This is a genomic window from Curtobacterium sp. NPDC089185, assembly GCF_040685235.1.
Taxonomy (GTDB): Bacteria; Actinomycetota; Actinomycetes; order Actinomycetales; family Microbacteriaceae; genus Curtobacterium; species Curtobacterium citri.
The window spans coordinates 80,321-102,582 of sequence record NZ_JBFBHK010000005.1; the positions used below are offsets into that span (position 1 = coordinate 80,321).

18 protein-coding genes and 1 pseudogene are annotated in these 22,262 nt (G+C 72.2%); 9 read left to right on the plus strand and 10 right to left on the minus strand.

All coding sequences use genetic code 11. The features are described 5' to 3' along the window. Nucleotides 1-53 precede the first annotated feature (53 nt). From AB0N84_RS07025 to AB0N84_RS07035, 3 genes are all read right to left on the minus strand, one after another. Nucleotides 54-1,538: a sugar transferase gene (locus AB0N84_RS07025; protein WP_363544665.1), complete on the minus strand. Its 1,485-nt coding sequence runs from the start codon at nucleotides 1,536-1,538 to the stop codon at nucleotides 54-56. Further along, complete coding sequence (locus AB0N84_RS07030; RefSeq protein WP_363544668.1) at nucleotides 1,517-2,407, minus strand: hypothetical protein; 891 nt, start codon at nucleotides 2,405-2,407, stop codon at nucleotides 1,517-1,519. Before AB0N84_RS07030 ends, AB0N84_RS07025 begins: the two co-directional genes overlap by 22 nt. Nucleotides 2,408-2,477: 70 nt before the next feature. Beyond that, nucleotides 2,478-3,923 (minus strand): polysaccharide biosynthesis tyrosine autokinase, encoded by a 1,446-nt coding sequence (locus AB0N84_RS07035; RefSeq protein ID WP_363544670.1) that lies wholly within the window; start codon nucleotides 3,921-3,923, stop codon nucleotides 2,478-2,480. Between the two features lie 153 nt (nucleotides 3,924-4,076). Here AB0N84_RS07035 and AB0N84_RS07040 point away from each other — a divergent pair, with 153 nt between their 5' ends. Then, nucleotides 4,077-4,796, plus strand: a complete 720-nt coding sequence (locus AB0N84_RS07040; protein WP_363544673.1) for a CPBP family intramembrane glutamic endopeptidase — start codon at nucleotides 4,077-4,079, stop codon at nucleotides 4,794-4,796. Between the two features lie 27 nt (nucleotides 4,797-4,823). Here AB0N84_RS07040 and AB0N84_RS07045 read toward each other — a convergent pair whose 3' ends face one another. After that, complete coding sequence (locus tag AB0N84_RS07045; protein WP_363544675.1) at nucleotides 4,824-5,774, minus strand: hypothetical protein; 951 nt, start codon at nucleotides 5,772-5,774, stop codon at nucleotides 4,824-4,826. Between the two features lie 138 nt (nucleotides 5,775-5,912). On the opposite strand from AB0N84_RS07045, the gene AB0N84_RS07050 reads away from it, so the two are divergent. Next, nucleotides 5,913-6,911, plus strand: coding sequence for a nuclease-related domain-containing protein (locus AB0N84_RS07050; protein ID WP_363544678.1), 999 nt, complete (start codon nucleotides 5,913-5,915; stop codon nucleotides 6,909-6,911). Between the two features lie 26 nt (nucleotides 6,912-6,937). Here AB0N84_RS07050 and AB0N84_RS07055 read toward each other — a convergent pair whose 3' ends face one another. Together AB0N84_RS07055 and AB0N84_RS07060 are read right to left on the minus strand one after the other, a co-directional pair. Beyond that, nucleotides 6,938-7,495: a low molecular weight phosphatase family protein gene (locus AB0N84_RS07055; protein ID WP_363545015.1), complete on the minus strand. Its 558-nt coding sequence runs from the start codon at nucleotides 7,493-7,495 to the stop codon at nucleotides 6,938-6,940. Between the two features lie 2 nt (nucleotides 7,496-7,497). Next, entirely contained in the window at nucleotides 7,498-8,802 is a 1,305-nt protein-coding gene (locus AB0N84_RS07060; protein ID WP_363544681.1) for an adenylosuccinate synthase, read from the minus strand. A 319-nt stretch (nucleotides 8,803-9,121) separates the two neighbouring features. On the opposite strand from AB0N84_RS07060, the gene AB0N84_RS07065 reads away from it, so the two are divergent. From AB0N84_RS07065 to AB0N84_RS07075, 3 genes and pseudogenes are all read left to right on the plus strand, one after another. Then, nucleotides 9,122-10,462: a hypothetical protein gene (locus AB0N84_RS07065; protein ID WP_182046069.1), complete on the plus strand. Its 1,341-nt coding sequence runs from the start codon at nucleotides 9,122-9,124 to the stop codon at nucleotides 10,460-10,462. 77 nt (nucleotides 10,463-10,539) lie between these two features. After that, nucleotides 10,540-11,418 (plus strand): L,D-transpeptidase, encoded by an 879-nt coding sequence (locus tag AB0N84_RS07070; protein WP_363544685.1) that lies wholly within the window; start codon nucleotides 10,540-10,542, stop codon nucleotides 11,416-11,418. A 51-nt stretch (nucleotides 11,419-11,469) separates the two neighbouring features. After that, nucleotides 11,470-11,553 (plus strand): annotated as a pseudogene (locus AB0N84_RS07075) (Rv0909 family putative TA system antitoxin); the annotation flags it as partial. 284 nt (nucleotides 11,554-11,837) lie between these two features. Here AB0N84_RS07075 and AB0N84_RS07080 read toward each other — a convergent pair. Together AB0N84_RS07080 and AB0N84_RS07085 are read right to left on the minus strand one after the other, a co-directional pair. Next, entirely contained in the window at nucleotides 11,838-12,008 is a 171-nt protein-coding gene (locus AB0N84_RS07080; protein ID WP_189319565.1) for a hypothetical protein, read from the minus strand. A gap of 132 nt (nucleotides 12,009-12,140) precedes the next feature. Then, complete coding sequence (locus tag AB0N84_RS07085; RefSeq protein ID WP_363544688.1) at nucleotides 12,141-15,824, minus strand: S8 family serine peptidase; 3,684 nt, start codon at nucleotides 15,822-15,824, stop codon at nucleotides 12,141-12,143. Nucleotides 15,825-15,972: 148 nt separating this feature from the next. Here AB0N84_RS07085 and AB0N84_RS07090 point away from each other — a divergent pair, with 148 nt between their 5' ends. The 4 genes from AB0N84_RS07090 (at nucleotide 15,973) to AB0N84_RS07105 (ending at nucleotide 20,714) form a co-directional block, all read left to right on the plus strand. Further along, nucleotides 15,973-16,650, plus strand: a complete 678-nt coding sequence (locus AB0N84_RS07090; protein WP_363544691.1) for a TetR/AcrR family transcriptional regulator — start codon at nucleotides 15,973-15,975, stop codon at nucleotides 16,648-16,650. Then, a complete protein-coding gene (locus tag AB0N84_RS07095) occupies nucleotides 16,647-17,423 on the plus strand; it encodes a hypothetical protein (RefSeq protein ID WP_363544694.1) in 777 nt (258 codons plus the stop codon). The genes AB0N84_RS07090 and AB0N84_RS07095 overlap by 4 nt, the downstream gene beginning before the upstream one ends. Then, nucleotides 17,420-19,489, plus strand: coding sequence for a YhgE/Pip domain-containing protein (locus AB0N84_RS07100; protein ID WP_363544697.1), 2,070 nt, complete (start codon nucleotides 17,420-17,422; stop codon nucleotides 19,487-19,489). The genes AB0N84_RS07095 and AB0N84_RS07100 overlap by 4 nt, the downstream gene beginning before the upstream one ends. 205 nt (nucleotides 19,490-19,694) lie before the next feature. Continuing rightward, on the plus strand, nucleotides 19,695-20,714 hold the full coding sequence (locus AB0N84_RS07105) for a LacI family DNA-binding transcriptional regulator (RefSeq protein ID WP_182046077.1): 1,020 nt from the start codon (nucleotides 19,695-19,697) through the stop codon (nucleotides 20,712-20,714). A 113-nt stretch (nucleotides 20,715-20,827) separates the two neighbouring features. On the opposite strand, the gene AB0N84_RS07110 is transcribed toward AB0N84_RS07105, so the two are convergent. Then, nucleotides 20,828-21,457, minus strand: coding sequence for a TrmH family RNA methyltransferase (locus AB0N84_RS07110; protein WP_363545018.1), 630 nt, complete (start codon nucleotides 21,455-21,457; stop codon nucleotides 20,828-20,830). Nucleotides 21,458-21,572: 115 nt separating this feature from the next. Continuing rightward, a complete protein-coding gene (locus AB0N84_RS07115; RefSeq protein WP_363544700.1) occupies nucleotides 21,573-22,229 on the minus strand; it encodes a hypothetical protein in 657 nt (218 codons plus the stop codon). Nucleotides 22,230-22,262: the final 33 nt, after the last annotated feature.

The following is a 22,262-nucleotide window of genomic DNA, read 5'->3' on the forward strand; positions in this document are numbered from 1 at the left end:
GCGGCGTGGCGGCATGTCGCTTTTTCTCTTACGGATAAACATCTCGGGGTCCTTCAGTAGGCGCCATCGCTGTGTACGACGGCTTTGACGGTTCGCCAAAGAATGACCAGGTCTCCAACCATCGACCAGTTCTCGACGTAAAATAGGTCGAGACGAACCGAGTCTTCCCACGACAGGTCTGAGCGACCGCTGACCTGCCACAGTCCGGTCATTCCTGGCTTGACCAGGAAGCGGCGGTGGACGTACGACTCATAACGCGCCACCTCAGCGGAGAGCGGCGGTCGGGGTCCGACGAGGGACATGGTGCCGATCAGCACGTTGAACAGCTGCGGCACCTCGTCGAGGCTGTACCGCCGCATGAAGGCGCCGACGCGAGTCACCCGCGGATCGTTCTTCATCTTGAACAACACCGCATTGCCCTCGGCGCGGTCGAGCGCACTGAGCTCCTGCAGCCGCTCCTCGGCGTCCACGACCATCGAGCGGAACTTGATCATGTGGAACGTCGACCCGTTCAGCCCCACGCGCTCCTGCAGGAAGAACACCGGCCCCGGCGACGTCAGCTTGACCAGCAGGGCGAGCACGAGCAGGACCGGGGACAGGACGATGATGAGCGCCGCGGACCCGACCAGGTCGAAGGCCCGCTTCGTGTAGAGCTTCCGCCCCGAGTAGGTCGGCGTCTCCACGTGGATGAGCGGCAGGCCCTGCACGGGGCGGGTGTGGATGCGCGGACCGCCGATGTCGGTCAGGCTCGGCGCGACGACCAGGTGCTGCCGTCCGGGCTCGAGCGACCAGCTGAGCTGACGGACGCGCTCGGGCGGCAGGTCGTCGGAGCTGGTGATCACGACGGTGTCCGCGCCGGTGGCGACGAGCGCTGCGGCGACGTCGTCGAGACCGCCGTGGCTCTCGACGGTCGACCCCGGCAGGAGTCCGCGACTGCCGTCCGCCACGGCGGCGCCGACCACGCGGTAGCCGGCCTCGGGCGACCGGGCGAGCTCGCGCGCGATGTGGAGGACGCTCGGCGTCGAGCCGACCAGGAGCACCTTGGCGGAGTACCCGCCGTGCTTCCGCTCGGCGACGAGCCACTGCCGCCAGATCCAGCGCGAGAGCAGCAGCACGAGGATGCCGATCGGGAAGGCGATCAGGACGTACCCGCGCGCCAGGTCGACGTGCAGCAGGAACGCGACGATCGCGAGCAGGCCGAAGACACGGACGCTCGAGTCGGCGACGAGCCGGTACTCGGTGCTGCCCACGCCGATGACGCGACTGCCCCGGGTGTCGTAGAGCGCGAGGGCGGCCATCCACACGATGATCACCACGAGGGAGATCCCGGTGTAGCTGAGCCGCAGGTCTGCGGTGTTCGTCGCCAGGTTCGAGTCGATGCCGAGCCACGCGATCTGCACGCCGAAGACGACCCAGATCAGCGCGAGCAGGTCCGTCACCAGGACGCGTCGTGAGTACGTGCGGCTCCACTCCTGCGTGCTGCCGGTCGCCACACCGGGCCGGACCGCCTCGGCCGTCACGACCGGGACCCGCTCCACGTCGCCCCGCCGTCCGACGACACGTCGACACGGTCCCCGGCCCACATCCACACGTCCTGACCCGAGCGGTCGAGCGCGATCGGCACGTCCGTCGGCACGTCGTTGCAGCCGATCGGCGTCGTCGCCGTCGCGGCCGTCACGCCGGACGCCGGCATGGTCTCGATCTGCACGCCGTCGCACGTCGCCGTGCCGATGCGGGCGAGCGTGTACTCGCCGCCGTCCACCGCGATCGCCCGGACACCGTCCACCGGCACGTCCACCCACGCGCCGGCGCCGGAACGCCAGTCCAGCTTGTCCGTGCAGGCCACGAGCGTCGTGGTGGTGCCACGGAACGCATCCGACGGTTCCTCGCACGGCGACGGCACGAGGGCGTCACCGAGCACGAGCCCCTGCTCGGTGATGCCGGCCCCGGCAGCGCCGGGCTCCCCCGGCGTCCACGTGGCACCGTCGTCGGTGCTGGTGCGGACCTCGGTCGCGCACTCGTCACCGACCCCGACGAGCACGGACACGCCGTCGGAGGTCGCGCGGAGCGCGTCGATGGTGCGGACGTCGCCACCCAGGTCGACGGACTGCCAGTCCCCGCCACCGTCGGTGGTGCGCTCCAGCACCACCTGCGAGACGTCACACGACGTACTGGAGGCGCGCCATGCCTCCCGTCCGTCGACTGCGGACAGCAGGTGGCTGGCGGAGCCCGCACCGCCGGTCGCCGACGCGGACGGGCGCGATGTCGGCGTGCCGGACTGCGTCGTCCCGAAGGTGGGCGCCGGACGGGGCTCGCCCTCGTCCTGCGGTGCCGTGTGCGCGAGCGCCAGGGCGACGAGGAGGACGTCGATGACGACGAGCGCGACGACGACCACGGCGACGCCCACCAGCGTCGTGCGCGGAAGTGCTCGACCGAGGCCTCGGGCCCCCCGGCTCGGACTCATCTGCGGGCCGGCCTCAGCGGTCGGCCCGGCGGACGACGCCGACCCCGCCGCGTGCCTTGGACGACCTGGGGGTCTTCTGCGACGGCTGCTCCTCGTCGAGACCGTACCCGTAGCCGTACCCGTAGCGGCCGTAGCCGTAGGCGCCCGGACCCTTGAGCGGCATCATCGTGATGACGAAACCGGCGATGGGGGCGCCGACGTTCTCGAGCGAGGCGACGGCGGCGGCGAGCTGGCCCTTGTGCGTCTTGCCCGAGGCGACCGCGAGGATGGCGCCGGACGCCTTCTTCGACAGGATCGCCGCGTCGGTGACGGGGAGCAGGGGCGGTGCGTCGAACAGGACGTAGTCGAACTGGTCCTCGAGGGTGCCGATCAGGTCCTGCATGGCCTTCGAGCCGAGGAGCTCGGACGGGTTCGGCGGGATCTGCCCGGCGGGCAAGACCACGAGGTTGCCGCGGCCCCACGGGTGCGCCACGTCCTCCAGGCCGGCGCGGCCGATGAGCACGTCGGTCAGCCCGGCGGAGCCGTCGACGTCCATGTACTCGCTCACGCGCGGACGACGGAGGTCGGCGTCGATGAGGATCACCTTGAAGCCGGCGCTGTCGAGCGCGATCGCGAGGTTCGCGACCGTGGTGCTCTTGCCCTCGGACTGCATCGACGACGTCATCACGAAGGTGCGGGAGCCGGTGCCGATGTCGAGGAACTGCAGGTTCGTGCGGAGCGTGCGGAAGGACTCGGCACGCGGGCTCCGCGGGTCGACCTGCACGATGAGCGGTCGCTCCGAGGCCTTGCTGTCGTAGGCGATGCCGCCGACCACGGGCTTGTCGCTGATCTTCTCGACGTCCGTCTCGGTGCGCACGCGGTTGTCGAGCGTCTCGCGGAGGACCGCGATGCCGACGCCGAGCGCCAGGCCGACCAGGAGTCCGAGGGCGATGTTGACGGGGACGTTCGGGCTGACCGGCGTCTGCGGCACGTCGGCCTGCTTGACGCGGGTGAGCTTGACCGTGCTCGTGCCGTTCGCGTCCGTCGCCTCGATGTTCTGCACGACGTTCGTCAGGCTCTGCGAGGTCGCGTTCGCGATCTCGGTGGCCTGCACGGCGTTCGTGCCGTTCACGGTGATCGTGATGAGGGTCGTGCTCGTCGGCGCGGTCGCGGACACCATCGTCGCGAGCTGGTCGGCGTTCATGTCGAGCTTCAGCGACGAGATCACGGGCAGGAGCACGATCGGCGTCTGCACGAGGTTCGAGTACGTCAGGACCCGCTGCTGCGTGAACGTGTTGCCCTGCGCCAGGTCGCTCGCGCTCCCGGACGTCTCGGTGGACACGAACACCTGTGCCGAGGCGGAGTACACGGGCTTCTTCAGCAGGGAGAACCCTGCGGCAGCCGCGACGCCCACCAGGGCGAGCACCACGATGAGCACCCACCCCTTCCGGAGCACAGTGATGTAGTCGCGCAGTTCCACGCGGCCCGCCTTCCCCGATCCTCGCCGTTCCTGTGGTCCCGACACAGGTCTGCGGAGGTTGTCCCAGCAGACGGCATTCAAATAGTGCCACACGGATGAGTCACGCTCGGGAGTTGTTCCCGATCCGTGACGGCGGTCCTCTACGCTCGCCCCATGACGACCCAGCCGGAAGCGGCCCCCGCCGAGCCGTCCACCGCTCGCCAACGCGACCTCGTCGCCCTGCTCGCCGCCCTGGCGCTGGCGGTCGTGCTCGCCCGGATCGTGAGCACGCTGACGCTCCGCGGTGCGGTCCCGGGCCCGGTGCTGCAGGTGCTCGTGGGCGACGTCGCGGTGTGGGTACCGCTCGTGTTCGGCATCGTGTGGGTCGTCCGGCGGACGGGGCGCGACCTGTTCGGCCGGTTCCGCGTCGAGCTCGGCGACCTGGTGTTCGCGCTCGGGATCGTCATCCTGACCCGGGTGTTCGACGCGGTCCTCGCGCTGGCGTTCACCGGCACGACCGGGCTCGTCCCCCCGCCGTCACTCGGCACCCCGGACGTCGGACTGCTGCTCGTGTCGGCGGTCGGCATCGTGCTGGTGAGCCCCGTGCTCGAGGAGACGTTCTTCCGCGGGTTGTTCCAGCGCCTGCTCGCCACCGAGCTGACGCCGCGGACGCGGTGGCTCGCGGTGCTCCTGACCGCGTTCCTGTTCGCGCTGGCGCACCTGTTCCTCGGGTCGGCGACGACGACGCTCGGTGGGTTCCAGGTGTTCCTGACGACGTTCGTGCTCGGCGTGCTGACCGGCACCCTGGTCGCGATGACGAACCGTGTCGGTGGAGCGATCGTCGCACACGTGCTGTTCAACCTGGTGGCGGTCGTCGCGACCTGGCCGCGCTGAGTCGGACGGGCCGGACGTGCCGGGCGGTCAGACGGCGGCCGGTCGACGGTGGCGCTGCGTCCACCAGCGCACGGCGACCACGCCGACGACGCCGATGACGACCGCGACCGCCACCGGCAGCAGGGTCGCGCCGGCCGGTCCCATCGCCATGACGAAGACGGTCGCGCCCGCCGAGACCATCTCGACCGGGTAGGGAAGGAGGACGCGCGAGCCGAGCGCGTAGGACACGGCGGTGACGAGGGCCGCCCCCGTCCACAGGATCCCGAGTGCGACCACCGCGCCGATCCCCTGCCCGATCGTCCGGAGCCCGGTCCACGCGATCGCCGCCCCGACCGCCACGGCAGGGAGCCACCGCAGCACCGCGAGTACCGGGGCCGCGCCCGCACCGACGGCCTCCACGGGCGGCACCACGAGTGCATCGGCCCAGACGCCGAGCGCGACGGCGGCGAGCGCGAGTGCGACGAGTGCGCCGCCCGGTGCGGCCCGGGCGACCAGCGCGGCCGTCACCGCCGCGACCGCGACGCAGACGAGCGACCCGACGGTGAGCGCCACGACGTACAGCTGCGACGCGCTGATCTCCCCACCCGTGCCGGGCGTCCCGTCCATGCGCATCCCGGCTCCCGTGACGACCGCGGTCTCGACGACGGCGACGACCTGCAGCCCGACGAGCCCGCCGAGCGCGGCGAGCGACCCGCTCCGGCCGAGGACCCCGCGCCCGCGCAGCACCCGGACGACGATGCCGGTGACGGCGCCGCCGACGAGCAGCACGGCGGCGATCGTCGTCACGGCGTACTGGCTGAAGGGCAGCAGGGCGATCGGCATGTCCGACGGGTCGGTGGTCGGCGTCGCCCAGGTGTTCTGCAGCGGCAGTCGCATCCCGGTGACGATCCACGGCAGCAGGCCGACGACTGCGGAGCCGACGCCCGCTCCGGTTCCGACGACGACCTGCTGCGCGCTGCTGCGCTCTCCCCCGTGCATCCGGACACCGTACCGACCGGGACCCGTCCGCTCCGGCCCACCACCGCCCGGTGTGCCGGAGGGCACATCCCGGTCCGGTCCTCGGGACGCGCCGCGCCCCCGCGGCCGACTCCGCCGTCCCTGTGGTGAGGTGATGCCATGACCAGCGATCTCGTACCGTGGTTGGTCGCCGGGGGGCTCGCGGTCGTCGTGGTCGTCCTGGTGATCGTCCTGCGGCGGAACCAGTCCTCGAGCCGTACCGCCCTCGCCGACGCCGAGACCCGGTCGGACCACCGGATCGGCACACTCGAACGTGAGCAGCGCGAGCGCGCCGCAGCCGCCGAGGCCGAGCACGCACGTCGACTCGCCGACGCGGACGCCGCACAGCAGCAGGCCCGCACCGAGGCCGAGCACGCGCGCGACCTCGCCCGGACGGGCATGCGGTGGGAGGAGGCCTCGCAGCGCACCATCCTGGCGGCCTGCAAGGCGGCCGACGTCAACGGTGCGCTCTGCACCAACGTCGTCTTCGTCCCGGTGGCCCAGGGCGAGCGGGCGCACGACCGCAGCTTCGCGGCACAGGTCGACCACGTGCTCGTGCTCGAGTCCGGGCACGTCCTCGTCATCGAGAACAAGCGGTGGAACGGCATCGTGTTCGACGGCCGGAAGCCGAGCTCCGTGCACCACGCCTTCCGGAACCTGCTCGACGAGTCGTCGCTGACCGGGTCCTTCGCGATCCAGGTCCGGAGCCGGCGCGTGCTCGACACCGCGGACGAGGTCGAGCACTGGTGGCAGGTGCGGGTGCAGGCCGGTGGCACCGCCCCCACCCGTCAGGTGCGGCAGCAGGCTCGCCGGCTGCAGCGCTTCCTGACCGACGCGGACGGCAACGGCCCGCAGTGGATCGACTCGTGCGTGTTCTACTCGGGCGACGCCGCCGCGTACGTGAACCCCGAGGACCGCAGCTCGAGCACGACCCCGACCGGCCGCTCGGCCACGACCGCGGTGGTCACGGACGAGAACGAGCTCCGCGTCCTCGTGACGGACCTGGCGCGGAAGCACGCCGTGCCGAACCGGGCGCGTACCGACGCGGTCGTGCGGAAGCTGGCGGGCCAGGGCGCGCACACGATCACGATCGGCACGTACCGGCTCCCCGAGGCCTGACCGCGCCCTAGCGCGCCCGAGCGCGCTCAGCGCAGGGCGCGCAGCGCGTCCGCGATCGGGGTGAGCGCCGCGTCGATCTCGTCGGCGACCCGCACGTGCGTGGACTCCGACCGACGGTAGGGGTCGTCCACGTCGTCGTCCGCCGGGTCGGCGGGCGGCGGCACCGTTCCCCGCAGGCGGGCGACCCGCTCCACGAGGTCCTGCGCCGTCTCGATGCCGGCGAGGTCGCCCGGCTCGAGCCCGTCGAGCACGCGGGCGAACTGCTTGATCGTGAACGCCCGCTTGGCGGCCCGCGGCGCGAGCGACACGACCGCCGCCCGGTGCGAGCGCTCGGCCGTCAGCACGAGGTCGGCGGACGCGGCGATCTGCTCGGTCAGGTACCGCGACCGGTGCGCCGCGGGGTCGCCCCCGAGGCGCGAGGACTGCGCGGCCGCGGTGTCGTCCATCGCCGCACCGTCGTCGGCGATGGTGCCGGCCGACTCGACGACGAAGGCCGACGCGTCGGAGCCGAGCCGGGCCTCCAGGACCTGCGCGCCGAGCGGTGACCGGCAGATGTTGCCGCTGCAGACGAAGAGGATCCGCATGCTCACGCAGCGGCCTCGCCGGTGCCGAGCAGGTCGTGCCGGACGACGATCGCGTCACGGCCGGGGCCGACGCCGATGGCCGAGATCCGGGCACCGGACATCGCCTCGATCGCCAGGACGTAGTCCTGCGCGTTCTTCGGCAGGTCGTCGAACGAGCGGGCGCCGGTGATGTCCTCGGTCCAGCCGGGGAAGTCCTCGTAGATCGGCTTCGCGTGGTGGAAGTCCGACTGGTTGACCGGGACCTCGTCCACGCGGACGCCGTCGACCTCGTACGCGACGCAGACCGGGATGGTCTCGAGGCCCATCAGGACGTCGAGCTTCGTGAGCACGAAGTCGGTCACGCCGTTGATGCGTGCGGTGTAGCGGGCGATCGGGGCGTCGTACCAGCCGCAGCGACGCGGGCGACCGGTCGTGGTGCCGAACTCGAAGCCGTTGGCGCGGAGGAACTCCCCCGACTCGTCGAACAGCTCGGTCGGGAACGGACCGGCGCCGACGCGGGTCGTGTACGCCTTGACGATGCCGATGATGCGCTCCAGCTTGCCCGGGCCGATGCCGGAGCCGGTGGCCGCGCCGCCGGCCGTGGCCGACGAGGACGTCACGAACGGGTAGGTGCCGTGGTCGACGTCGAGCATCGTGGCCTGTCCGGCCTCGAACAGGACGGTCTCGCCCCGCTCGAGCGCCCGGTGGATCTCGAGCGCCGTGTCGGCGACCATCGGACGCAGGCGGTCGGCGTAGGAGAGCAGCGACTCGACGACCTCGTCGACGTCGATCGCGCGACGGTTGAAAACCTTCACGAGCAGGTGGTTCTTCTGGTCGAGCGCGGCCTCGACCTTCTGCCGCAGGATGTTCTCGTCGAAGATGTCCTGGATGCGGATGCCGACGCGGTTGATCTTGTCGGCGTAGCTCGGTCCGATGCCGCGACCGGTGGTGCCGATCTGGCGCTTGCCGAGGAACCGCTCCGTCACCTTGTCGATGGTGCGGTGGTAGTGCGTGATGACGTGCGCGTTCGCGGACACCAGCAGCTTCGAGACGTCGACACCGCGGGCGCGGAGGGCGTCCAGCTCGTGGAACAGGACCTCGAGGTCGACGACGACGCCGTTGCCGATGATCGGGGTCACGCCGGGCGTCAGGATGCCGGACGGCAGCAGGTGCAGCGCGTACTTCTCGCCGCCGACCACGACGGTGTGACCGGCGTTGTTGCCGCCGTTGAACTTCACGACGTAGTCGATGCGCGAGCCGAGGAGGTCGGTTGCCTTCCCCTTGCCCTCGTCACCCCACTGGGCACCGATGATGACTGCTGCGGGCATGGAGGTTCTCCTCACGTTGGCGGAGGACCGCACCGGCGGGCTGGGCCGATGGTCCACCCGAGTCTATCGGACGGCCACCCCGACGGGGCGGCGGGGGACGTTCCTGTGGAATCACCGGTGCCGGGGGACAACTCCTCAGTTCCGGTGTCGAACGATCTTCACGAAGACGTACGCTGCACCAGTGCGGTTCCCTGACCGCACACCCGGGTTCCCTGCCCGGTCCTGCGTCCGTGAGATCCACGGACCGCGTCCGTCGTCGTGCGCGCACGTCGACCGCATCCGAGACGTGCCCTCATGCAGCACGAGATTGAGTTCGACGATGAACAAGGCTCTCTGGAGCAAGAAGGCGCTCGCCCTGCCGGCGTGCGCAGCCATCCTGGTCGGGGGCATCACCCTGACCGCAGCCCCTGCCAACGCCGACCCGGCAGACCTGTCGATCACCGGCCAGACGGTCTCCGGCCGTGTGCTGACGGTGTCGGGCACCGGTACGCCCGGCGAGTACATCCAGCTCGACGAGGACTTCCGCGGCACCCGGCAGATCATCGCCGACAGCGGCAAGTGGACCATCACCTACACGATCCCCGGTACCGGCTACGAGTCGAACACCTACACGATCGAGCAGCTCCGCACGGGCGGCTTCGCCCAGGACGGCTCGAAGCAGTTCACCGCCGCTGCACAGGCGCCGCAGGCCGACTTCGCCGTCACGAGCCCGGCCAACAACTCCGACGTCTCGTCGCGCACCGTCACCTTCACCGGCACCGGCCGTCAGGGCGACACGATCAACCTCCTCGACACCCAGGACAACCGGCTGACCGGCCCCGTGGTCGTGGGCGCGGACCAGACCTGGTCCGCCACGATCACGTTCCCGAACACCGCGGCGCGCTCGCAGGCCGTCCGCGTCACCGACGTCCGCGGCGCCAGCGGTGCCGGCGACACGACGGTGAACATCACGCTCCCGGCGGTCGCCCCGGCGGACCAGTTCTCGCTGACCAGCCCGAAGAGCGGCTCGACCGTCGACTCGCGCACGGTCACGTTCACCGGTACCGGCACCCCCGGCGACCTGGTGAACACGCTGGACGCCGACGGCAACCGGGTCGCCCCGCAGGTCCTCGTCGCCGCCGACGGCACGTGGACGACCACGGGCACCTTCAGCGACTCGGCTGCCGTCGTGCAGAACCTGTCGGTGAACCAGATCGGTGGCGCGCAGGGCCAGGGTGAGGTCAACTTCACCATCAACCTGCCCGCAGTCACCACGCCCCCGGCCGCGACGCCGCTGACGCTCATCACCCCGAAGGACGGCTCGACGGTCGACTCCCGCACCGTCACCTTCTCGGGCAAGGGCACCCCCGGTGACGCGATCGCCGTGGTGAACGCCGAGGGTGACGTCGTCGCACCGGCGACCATCGTCGAGGCGGACGGCACGTGGACCACCACGGGCACGTTCTCCGACTCGGCCGCGCGGACGCAGGACCTGACCGTGGGCGAGGTGGACAGCAACCTCGACGTCGTGGACACGATCGACTTCACGATCACGCTCCCGGCCGTGAGCACCGGCACCGGTACCACCACCCCGGGTGCGGGCACGGGCACCACCACCCCGGGTGCGGCCACCGGCACGGGCGCCCGTCCGACCGGTAGCCTCCCGGTCGTGGCCGGCTAGTCGTCACACCAGATCAGCAGACGGGGGCACGACCATCGGTCGTGCCCCCGTCCCTGTTCCACCGGAGGAACCCCCGCATGACCCGCACCCGCACCGTCCGGGCGACGAGCACCACGCTCGCGGCCGCGCTGCTCCTGACGCTCGGGCTCACGGCCTGCACGGCACAGGACACCACGACGAGCACGAAGCCCTCGGCATCGTCGTCCGCCACGGCCACGGACGACCCGTACGCAGCTCCGAGCGCCGCCCAGGTCGCGATCCTGCCCGAGGCCCGGTACGACGCCGTCATCGGCGGCCTGCTCCCCTACTACGGGTCGACCGTCCCGAAGGTGGCCGACGAGTCGTACACCATCAGCTCCGACGCGCCCCTCTACGGCGACGACCGCTCGAAGCCGGTCGCACGGCTCGCGGCGAAGAACTTCCTGGACCAGCCGACGGTCGTGGTCCCGGTGCAGGTCTCCGGCGACTGGGCGATGGTCCTGACACCCGCGCGACAGGCGCTGCCCTCGGCCACGAAGGGCGGTGCCGCCGCACAGAGCGCCGCGTGGATCCGCCGTGACCTGCTGCGGAAGAGCGGCGCGCTGCCGGACCACGTCGTCATCGCGGTGGGCAAGCAGACGGTCTCGATCGTCGGCTCGGACGGGAAGACCGTGCACGAGTTCCCCGCGGGGGTCGGCGCCGGTGGCACCCCGACCCCGACCGGCGTGATCGGCTACATCCAGGCCCGCTACCTCGACCCGGCGCAGGACCAGACGGTGCACCCGATCCAGTTGACGACGCTGCACTCGGCCGCCGCGGACGAACCCTACGGCGGGAAGGACGGCGGCCTGATCGGCGTCCACTACCAGTCGGTCGCGCGAGGAGCGGTGTCGCACGGGTGCGTCCGGCTCGACGGCGACGCGGTCGACGCCGTGAACGCCCTGCCGCTCGGCACCGTCGTGCAGATCGTCGCCTGACGCGCCTGCCCGGCCCGGGAAGGCGCGGCCTGGGAAGGCAAGGCCGCGGACGCGGCCGACAAGGCCACTGGCGGCGCCCACGGCGACCAGATCGACAAGGCCGAGCAGGCCGCGGACGACAAGATCGGTCAGTAGTCCGCACCACGGAACGGACGGGAGGCGCGGGGGGCGCGGGCCCCCCCCCCCCCCCGGGGGGGGGGGGGGGGGGGGGCGCGGACGAGCCGCGGCAAGGGAAGGAGGGTGGGTGAGACACGAAAGGGCAGGTCGGCCCCGGGGGGGCCCCCCCGGCCCCCCCCCCCCCCGGCCCGCCCGGCCCCCCCCCCCCCCCCGCCGCCCGCCCCCCCCCCCCCCCCCGGGGGGGGGGGGGGGGGCCCGCCGCCCCCCGCGCCTCCCGTCCGTCGTGTGGTGGCGTTCCGCAGTCAGCCGCGGAAGAAGTCCTGGTACGAGGGATCGCCGACGATCGGCGAGTGGCCCGGCTGGGCGAGGCGTTCCTCGACCATGGCCTGGAGGGCGTCCGGCGGGGTGAGCCCTCGGCGTCGCCACTCCATCGGGTTGGCCCGGAGCTGCATCAGGGTGCTCTGCGTTCGCATGTCGCAATGCTCGCACCCACTGCCTAGTTTGCCTAACTACATGTCCCCTTGACGCACACCGCTCGACGGTCCGCGCACCGGACACGACGAGAGCGGGCGGCCCGCGAAGGACCACCCGCTCCCGTGGTGGTGCTACTTGGTGATCGTCCCCGTCTGCGCGGAGGTGATCGAGGTGCTCTCGTACCCCGACTTCTTCGCGGTCACGACGACGGACAGCTTGTGGCCGATGTCCGACTTGGACGTCTTGTAGGTCGCGGCCGTGGAGCCGACCTTCTTCCCGTCACGGAGCCACTGGTACGAGAACGTGATGCCGTCCGTGTTCCAGGTGCCCACGTGCGACCGCAGGTTCGTGCCGACCTTCGTCGAGCCCGTGACCGTGACGTTCCCCGACACCAGCGCGAGCTTCGGGGTCACCGAGGTCGTGCTGAGCACGTCCGCCTGGTCGCCCGGGGCGTTGTGCAGGTGCAGGAGGAGGACCTTCGCGGCCGTCGAGGTCGCCGAGGAGCGGATGACCTTGATCGCCGTGTCCGGGTAGGTCAGGGCCGAGGCCCCGTTCTGCGTGAAGGACACCGCGGGCTGGAAGGCGTTGAACGTCGCCGTCTTCGTGTCGTCCACCACCGAGGAGGCGGCGGTCGGCAGCGTCGGCGAGTAGGCCGACTCGGTCACGACCGCGTAGTCGAAGACGCCCGAGGTCGACTTCGCCGTGTACCCGAGGGCACCGAGCGAGACCGGGAGCACCTTGACGGTGGAGTCGAAGGTGTTCGTGTCGACACCGGCGGCGGCGCCACCGAGGAGCTGCGTGTCGACGAGCTGCTTCTTCGGGTCCGTCTGGTTCAGGTCGATCGTGCGGACGAGGGTCACGTCGGCCGTCGTCGACTTGACGTCGTACGTCAGGAAGTCGGGCTCGCCGTCACGGTTCGTGTCGATGAGCACCTCGACGTTGTTCGAGACGCCGGGGTTCGCGTCCGGGCCGTCCGTCTGGACACCGAAGGACACGAGGCCCTTCGACTTGTCCTTCAGGCCGAGCGCCGTGGAGTTCGCCCCGAAGGCACGGATGTCCGCGGCCGCCAGGGTCTGCTTCGCGGTGCCGTCCGGGAACGACTCCTTCGGGTCGGTGCCGCCGAGCTGGAACGGTGCGACGAGCGCCTGGTACGCGGTCGAGCCGGTCCCCTGCGAGACGCCGGTGCCCTCGGGCGTGATCGTTGCGGTGCGGGCGCTGCCACCGAAGACGACGTCGTCGGCGTGCAGCGTGCTGACCGGCTCCGGTGCGGCGTAGACGCCGAGTCGGAGCGGCGAGACACCATCGGTGGCCGGGGTGAACGTGACCAGACCGGTGGCAGCCGGCACGAACTCACGCTGCGTGCCGCCCTCGACCGCGGCCTGCGTCGGGTCGATGACCTTCCGGAGGAGCGTCGGGTCGGCGATCGTCATGGTGACGGTGACCGTGGCGGTCCCGCCGGCCGTGACGGTCACGGTGTCCGAGCTGAGGCCGAACACGACACCCGGCTGCGCGATCCGCGACTCGTACGCCACCTTGTAGGTCTGCGTCTGCGCCGTGGTGTTGCGCACCAGGAGCGTGCGCTTCTCGGTCGTCGGGGCGCTGACCTCCACGACACCGAACGAGGCGGTGACGAGCTGGTCGTTCTCCTGGCTGCGGACGGTGGTGCCGTCCTGCACGGCCTGCAGGGCGTCGACACGGCCGGTGCCCTGTCGGAGCTGCGTCGCCAGCTGGTCGCTGCCGGCCTGCTGCTTCACGTCGTGGGTGGCCGTGTTCATGAGCAGGGCCTTGATCTCCGGCGCGCTCCAACCCGGGTGGGTCTCGAACGCCAGGGCGGCGATGCCCGCGGTGTGCGGGGTGGCCATCGACGTGCCGCTGAGCGAGAGGCGACCGTTGCCGGTGCCGTTGTAGGCGGAGATGACGTTGACGCCCGGTGCGGCGATGTCCGGCTTGACGACGTCGCCGTACGCACCGTGGTCGCCGCGGCTGGTGAACGGCGCCAGGGTGTTCGTGGTCTCGGCGTCCGTCGCGAGCTCGACGCCCTTCAGCTCGTTCGCGAAGCGCACGTGCAGGGTCCCGGCGGTGGCAGCGGCCTGGAGGCCCGTCACGCTGTCCCGGGTCAGCTCGGCACCCGGGATGGCCGCGTTCCCGGCGATGCCCGAGTCGAAGGTGTTGACCGTGCCCGCGAGGAGCACGCCGATGCCGCCGGCTGCCTGGACGTTGTTGAACCGGACACCGGAGCCGCACTCGAGCGCGCCGTCCGTCCACTTCAGCCAGGCCACCTTGCCCTTGAGCGCGGCGGCCTCGTCGCCGGTGAACGGCGTGCAGCCGTCCACGTCGACCGTCGGCACGAACACGTCGCCCTCGACCGGGAGCGTGCCCTGGAAGTTCTGCGAGTACTGCGCGCGCCAGTTCTTCGCGACGTCCGCCGGGGCGGTCGCCTCGACGGCGTCGAACAGGCTCTGACCGGTCGACGCGGCGGCGACGGTGAGGGCGCCCTCCGCGTTGCCCGGCGAGCCACCGACGTCGGTGAAGTCGTCGGCGTTGCCCGCGGCGATCACCGGGAGCACCCCGCGTGCCGTGAGCGCGTCGATCTTCGCGTTGTCGGGGTCGTCGGCCGCGCCGTAGTCGGAGCCGAGCGACAGGTTGATGACGTTGATGCTCCTGCCCTCGGTCAGGGACTGCCCGACCCAGTCGAGCGCGGCGCCGGTCAGGTCGGTCGAGCCGCCGCCGTCACCGAACACCTTGAGGGCGTAGAGCCCGGCCTGCGGGGCGCTGCCCGGGCCGACCCACATGTCCTGGACCTGCTGCGGGGTGAGCTTCGTGTAGTCGCCGCGGAAGGTGCTCTTGTCGGCGTTCAGGCCGAACCCGGCGGCGGTGCCGGCCACGTGCGTGCCGTGGTCACCGCCCTTGCCGTCGATCGGGTTCGCGTCCGGCTCGGGGACGGGCTGGTAGGCGTCCGGGTCGCTCGGGTCCGCGTTGTACGTGGGACCGGCGAAGTCGTAGCCGCCGAGGAACTTCGACGGGTCGTACGAGCCCGCGGTGGGCGTCCCGGTGCTGGCGAGGGCGTCCTGGTAGGCGGACGTGGTGCCCGGGCCGCCGAAGTCGGCCTGCGTGTAGTCGAGGCCGGTGTCGATGACGGCGACGTTGATGCCCTTGCCGGTGTGCCCGGTCTGGGTCCAGGCGTCGTAGGCCTTGGTGTAGAGGTCGCTCGCGGCGTTCTTCGGCGCGACGCCGTCGGCACCCGCCTTCGCCAGGCTGGGGTCGACGCCGGAGGGGGCCGCATCGGCCGAGGCGTTCCGCTGCGGCTCGACGACCTTCTTCGGTCGGAGCGGCACGATGCTCTCGACGTCCGAGCGCTTCGCGATCTCGGCGAACGCCGCGGCGTCGGCGACGACCGCGACGCCGGGGACGGTGTACTCGGTCGCGTAGAGCTCGGCGGCCTTGCCGTCGACGCCCTTGACGGCGTTCAGGACCTTCGCGTTGGTCGAGCGGATCGTCGCGATCCGGCTCTTCGCGGCGGACGAGGGCGCCTTGGAGCGGTTGAGGTTCCCGCCCTTCGCCTGCGCGTCCACCTCGAGCGCACCGGCACCGGTCGTCCGGACGAAGGCGCTGACCTTCTTGTCCGGCGAGGCCTTCCGCAACGATGCGGAGAGCTTCGAGTCGGCCGAGGCCGAGGTGCTGGCAGGTGCTGCGGAGGCGGTGCCGCCGACGGCGAGTCCGCCGCAGGCGAGGGCCGCGACGGCGACGATCGAGGTCAGCACGCGCTGGGCGCGGTACCGACGTGGTGGATTGTTGGGCGGTGTTGCACGGGTCACGCAGCACACTCCTGGCTCGGTCAGACTTCCGGTGAAGTTCTGATGAAGCTATGTGGTCCTTCTCAGGGCACGTAGTCGGCACTTCTGCGGACAGACAGCTCCGCCGCCCGATCTTGCACAGCGGTGTGCAAGTTATTACGATGGTGGCGTGAGCAACTCTGCACCCCCCGTCCGAGCGCCACGACGGGACGCCACCGCCAACCGCGCCGCGCTCGTCGAGGCCGCGAAGACCCTCCTGCAGCGCGACCAGGACGCCTCGCTCGAGGCGATCGCCGCCGCCGCAGGGCTCTCGCGGCGTGCGGTCTACGGACATTTCCCCTCCCGCGACGACCTCGTGCGCGAGGTCGTGACCGCCGGAGCGCAGCGGGTCCTCGGCGCGATGCCGAGCACCGCCGACCTCGTCGACCTGCCGCCGGCCTCGCGGCTCGCCGTCATCGCGGTGACGCTGTGGTCGGAGGTCACCCACGTCCGCTCCATGGCGCGCATCGCGGTGCACGAGCCGTTCGTCGCCACCGTCGCCGCCGTGTTCGAACCCCTGCGCGCCCAGGTGCGCGAGGCGTGCGCGCTCGGGATCGCCGACGGGTCGATGCGCGACGACGTCGACGCGGCGACGCTCGGGCGGCTCGTCGAGGGGGCGTGCCTGGCCGTGCTCGACGAGGCGACCCGCTCCGGCACGCCCGACGACGCCGGCCACCGCATGGTCGTCGTGTCCGCACTCGGCATGGCCGGCGTGGACTGGCGGACGGCACTGCTCGCCGAGCCCACCGTCACCACCACCGACACTGCTCCCGCGGCGCACCGCACCGGACCGGAGGACCGCGCATGACCCTCGAACTCGACCACGTCGGCATCGGCGAGGAGCCCGGCGCCGCGCTGCCCGTCGTCTCCGCCGTCGCCGCACCGGGACACCCTGGTGTCGTCGCCGTGGAGACCGAACAGGCACCGGTGCTCGCGTCGCTCATCGCCGGCGGGCGGATGCGGCCCGACACCGGACGGGTGCTGCTCGACGGGCACGAGGACGCCGCGGCGGTCCGCGCGGCCGTCGCGCTCGTGGACACCCCCGGCGTCGCCGAGCCGTTCCCGGTGATCACCCTGCGACGGATCGTGCGCGAGGAGCTCGCGTTCGCCTCGCGGCGACCCTCCCGTGCCCACGTCGACACCGTGCTCGACGAGCTCGGTCTCAGACAGTGGGCCGACACCGCCGTGCAGCGGGTCCCGACCGACGTGCGGGTACGGCTGCTCGTGGAGCTCGCGCTGCTGCGGGACGGGGTCACGGGCGTCGTGCTCACCTCGCCGGAGCGGCACGGGGGCGCCGTGAGCGACTGGTTCGCGGTGGTGCGCGAGGTCGCCCGGCGCGGGGTCACCGTCGTCCTCGTGACGTCGAAGGCCGCCGCCGAGACCGTCGAGCAGCTGCTCGACACCATCCAGACCGAGGGTCCCGAGGACGTGACCTTCCCCACTGGCTCGGCCGCCACACCGCTCCGCAAGCTCCGCGGTGCGTCGGAACCGGCCAGCGTGGGCCCAACCGACGGCGGCGACCCGCGCCTCCCGTCCGACCCCGAAGCACCAGCAACCGTCCCGACGGAGGCACCCGCATGACCGTCCCCTCGCTCGTCCGCGCCGAACTGGCGCGCCTCACCGCCACGCCGCTCGCCCGGCTGGCGTTCATCGCCCTCATGATCGTGCCGCTCCTCTACGGCGGCGCGTACCTCTGGGCGAACCGCGACCCGTACGCCAAGCTCGACCAGGTGCCCGCGGCGATCGTCGACCAGGACGCCGGCGCGACGCTCGACGGCGACCGGGTCGACTACGGCAAGGACGTCGCGAAGGAGGCGATCGACGGCGGCGACTTCGCGTGGAAGGAGACGACCGCGGCCGACGCGCGCTCCGGCGTCCGGAACGGCACCTACGACTTCGTCGTGACCATCCCGCACGACTTCTCCGAGTCGCTCGTCTCGGCGCAGTCGGACGACCCGAAGCGCGCCGAACTCGTCATGACGACCGCGGACACCAACTCGTACCTGGCGTCGACGATCGCCGAGCAGGCGGGCAAGACCATGCGGACCGCGGTCGCCGAGCGGGTCGGCAAGCAGGCTGCCTCGACGCTGCTCCTCGGGCTCGCCGACGTGCGGGACAGCCTCGGCGACGCCGTCGACGGGGCCGGACAGCTGGCGTCGGGGGCGACCTCGGCGGCGGACGGTGCGGCATCGCTCGCCGACGGCACGGCGAAGCTGTCCGCCGGGGCGTCGGAGCTGGCATCGGGTACGGCGTCGCTGCCGTCGCAGACCGCGCAGCTCGACAGCGGCGCGCAGCAGGTGGCGTCCGGGGCGTCGACCCTGGCATCCGGGCTGCAGACGGCACAGCAGCAGACGGCGGCGCTGCCGGAGCAGACGGCGCAGCTGGCCGACGGTGCATCGCGAGTGGCTGCGGGCAACGCCACGATCGCGGGCATCGTCGACTCGGCGAACCAGCAGGCATCGGCCGTGCAGCCGATCGACGCCGCCGCCCTGCTCGCGCAGATCAAGGCGAACCTGCCCGAGGGCGTCACCCTGACGCAGGAACAGCAGGACGCCATCACGGCCGAGGTCGTCAAGGCCAACGCGCTCGGTGCACAGACGAAGGCCACGCTGGGCGACGCGCAGACGAAGGTCGACGAACTCGCCACCGGGTCGCAGCAGGTCTCCGACGGTGCAGCGCAGCTCGCGGCAGCAGCGCCGACGCTGTCGAACGGCATCGCGTCGGCGTCCACCGGGGCGTCGAAGCTGGCCTCGGGCTCGTCGCAGGTCGCGGCCGGCACGTCGAAGCTCGCCGCGGCAGCGCCCACGCTGTCCTCCGGCGCCGCGTCCCTCGCGGACGGGTCGGCGTCGGCGGCGTCGGGGGCGGCCCGGCTGTCGACCGGGCTCGACGAGGTCGAGGACGGGTCCAAGCAGCTCGCGACGAAGCTCGACCAGGGCCGCACGAAGATCCCGGCGTCCACCGCGTCGCAGCGGAACGACCAGGCGTCCGTCATCTCCGATCCGGTGAAGGTCGGCGACGACAACATCGCCGCGGCCTCGAACTACGGAGCGGGCCTCGCGCCGTTCTTCATCTCGCTGGCGGCCTGGATCGGCATGTACGCGCTGTTCCTCATCCTCAAGCCGATCTCGAAGCGCGCGATCACCGCGGTGCGGAAGCCGCTCCGCGTGGTGCTCGGCGGATGGCTGACGCCCGCACTGCTCGGGGTCGTGCAGATGGCGGCGCTGTTCCTGATCGTGCGGTTCGCGCTCGACCTCGACGTCGTGCACGCCGGCTCGACGGTGGCGGTGATGGTGCTCGCGTCGGCGACCTTCGCGGCGATCATCATGGCGCTCAACGTGCTGCTCGGGTCGGTCGGGCAGTTCCTCGGCCTGGTGCTCATGCTCGTGCAGCTCGTCACCGCCGGCGGGACGTTCCCGTGGCAGACGCTGCCGGGACCGTTGGCGGCACTGCACTTCGCGCTCCCGATGACGTACTCGGTCGACGCCCTGCGGCAGACGATGTACGGCGGGTCGTTCGCGGCGGTGTGGTCGGACGCCGGGGTGCTCGCGTGCTGGCTGCTCGGCGCGCTGCTCGTGTCGTACGTCGTCACGTCGCGGCAGACCCGCTCGCGGACGCTGCGCGACCTGCGGCCGAGCCTGATCGGGTAGGGCGGGGCGGCCGGGCGGGCCGGCTGCGTCGCACAACCGAAGGCACGTCGTGCCACGACAACACGTGGCGCGGCGTGCCTTCGGTTGTTCGCGAGCACGCTGCACCGTCGAACCGCCGCCGCGCGCCTCGCACGCTCCACCGCCGACGCGACCGCCAGGCGGGCCGACTACGATCGACGTACGCCACGACAGGTCGAGGGAGATCATGGGGAACGGCACGCCCGCCACCGCCGACGGCAAGCCCGCGACCATCTACGACGTCGCCGCCCGCGCCGGGGTGTCGAAGTCCCTCGTCTCCCTCGTGCTCCAACGCTCACCCAAGGTCAGCGAGCAGCGCCGCGAGGCCGTCCTCCGCGCCATCCAGGAGCTCGACTACCGCCCCTCGACCGCGGCCGTCTCCCTGGCCGGCACCCGCAGCCGCACGATCGGCGTCGTGCTCGACGACTTCCGCAACCAGTGGTTCGTCGACCTGCTGACCGGCCTCCGCGAGGCGCTGCAGGACCAGGGCCACCGCCTCGTCGTCGCCGACCGGTTCCTCAACACCGGCCTCGACGCCTCCCCCGTCGAGGGCTTCCTGTCCATGCGCGTCGAGGGCATCGTCATCGCCGGCGAGCCCGACACCGACCTCGCGATCCCGGCGAGCATGCCCGTCGTCGTCGCGGGCGGGCGCGCCGTGCTCCCCCGCGCCGACACCGTCGCCAACGACGACCGTGCCGGTGGTCGGATGGCGGCCGAGCACCTGCTCGCGCTCGGGCACACCCGCATCGGCTTCGTGGGCGGGCGCTCGGCGGCGTCCGCGGAACGGCTCGCCGGCCTGGAGGCACGGGTCGCCTCCGCCCCGTCGCCCGCCTCCCTCGTCACCCACGTCATGCCCGTGGAGCCCACCGAGGAGGCCGGTGCCGAGGCCGTCGGGCACCTGCTCGACGCCCACCCCGACGTGACGGCGGTGTTCGCCGCGAACGACGTCATGGCGCTCGGCGCGATGTCCGGCCTCGCCGCACGGGGGCTGCGCATCCCCGAGGACGTCTCGGTGATGGGCTACGACGACACCCCGCTCGCCGCGTCGTCGTACGTGGGGCTGACGAGCATCGACGACCGCAGTGTCGACATCGGCCGCGGCGCCGGCGAGCGGCTGCTCGCCCGCATCGCCGATCCCTCGGCCCCGGCCCACGAGACCCTGGTCGAACCGCGGCTCGTGACCCGACGGACGACCGCCCCGCGCTGACAGGCGCCCCGCGGCGCACGCGAGGCTCGCGCTGGCGGACACTTTCGCGGCTGCGGCCCCGCGAAAGTGTCCGCGGAGCCGAGGCTCGCGCCCGCACCACCGCCCCGGCGGGCTCAGGCGCCCGGCAGCTCCGCGTGCTGCACGACCCACGCGTGCATGACGATCGCCGCGGCGGCCGACGCGTTGATGCTCCGCGTCGACCCGAACTGCGTGATCTCGAGGTGCGCGTCCGCGCCGGCGACGGCCTCGTCGGTGAGCCCGGGTCCCTCCTGCCCGAACAGGAACACGCACCGCTCCGGGATCGCCGCGGTCTCGATCCGCTCGGCACCCGGGGTGTTGTCGACCGCGACGACCGGCCGGTCGTCCTCCCGCATGGCCGCGAGGAACGCGGCGACGTCGGGGTGGTACCGGACGTGCTGGTAGCGGTCGGTGACCATCGCCCCGCGCTTGTTCCACCGCCGCCGACCGATCACGTGCACCGTCCCCGCGAGGAAGGCGTTGGCGCTCCGCACGATCGACCCGATGTTGAGGTCGTGCTGCCAGTTCTCGATCGCGACGTCGAACGCGTGCCGGCGGGTGTCGAGCTCGGCGACGATCGCGTCCATCGACCAGTACCGGAACCGGTCGACGACGTTCCGGGTGTCCCCGGCCGCGAGGAGCTCGGGATCCAGCCGCGGGTCGTCCGGCCACGGCTCGGGGTGCGGTCCGACGCCGTTCGTGGTGGCCTCGTGCGTCGGCGGCAGTGTCGGGACCGCGTCCGGTCCCGACGGCTCGGCCACGGGGTCGGACGGGAGGCGCTCGGTCACGTGACCAGCGTAGGGCGCGTGCCCCGCGCCTCCCGTCCGGAGCACGTGGCACTCAGCCGAAGGGCAGCGGCCTGGTCGGGTCGGTGTGCGCGAGCACGACGACGGCGGCGGTGACCGCGACGGCGAGCAGCACGGCGACGACCCACCGCCGTCGGAGCAGCACGGGCACGATCGCGAGCACGCCGAGGAACACGACGGCGCCGAGGCCCGCGGCGACCGTGACCTGCGCGGCCTCGTGCGCCCGGCCGCCGGTGAACGCCTCGACCATCGTCACGAGGACGCCGACCGCGAGCCCGACCACGGCGAGGCACCCGACCAGCGCGAGCGCGGGGTCGAACGCCGACGCGATGCGCTCGGCGCGACGACGGCTCCGCTCCCGTGCCGAGGGCAGGAGCGCGACGAGCTCGGCGGGGACGGTGCGCAGCGCGAGGTGACTCCGCAGTGCGCCTTCGCCGTCACTCCGACGGGCGATGCGGGCGAGGAGCACGCGTTCGCGGTCGGTCAGGACCTCCGGGACCGACGCGCCCCACCGCGCAGCCTGGTCCGGGTGGCCCGCCGCGCGGTAGGTCTCGACGAGCGCGAGCCGGTACGCGGGCTCGTCCGGGTCGCGGACGGCGTGCGTGCGGAGCGAGTCCCACGCAGCGCGACGGTCGCCGCGGGCGTAGGCCGCACGGGCGTCCGCGACGACCTGCTCCGGACTGCGACCCACGGGACGATCATGGCAGCAGTCCGTCGGGGCGCG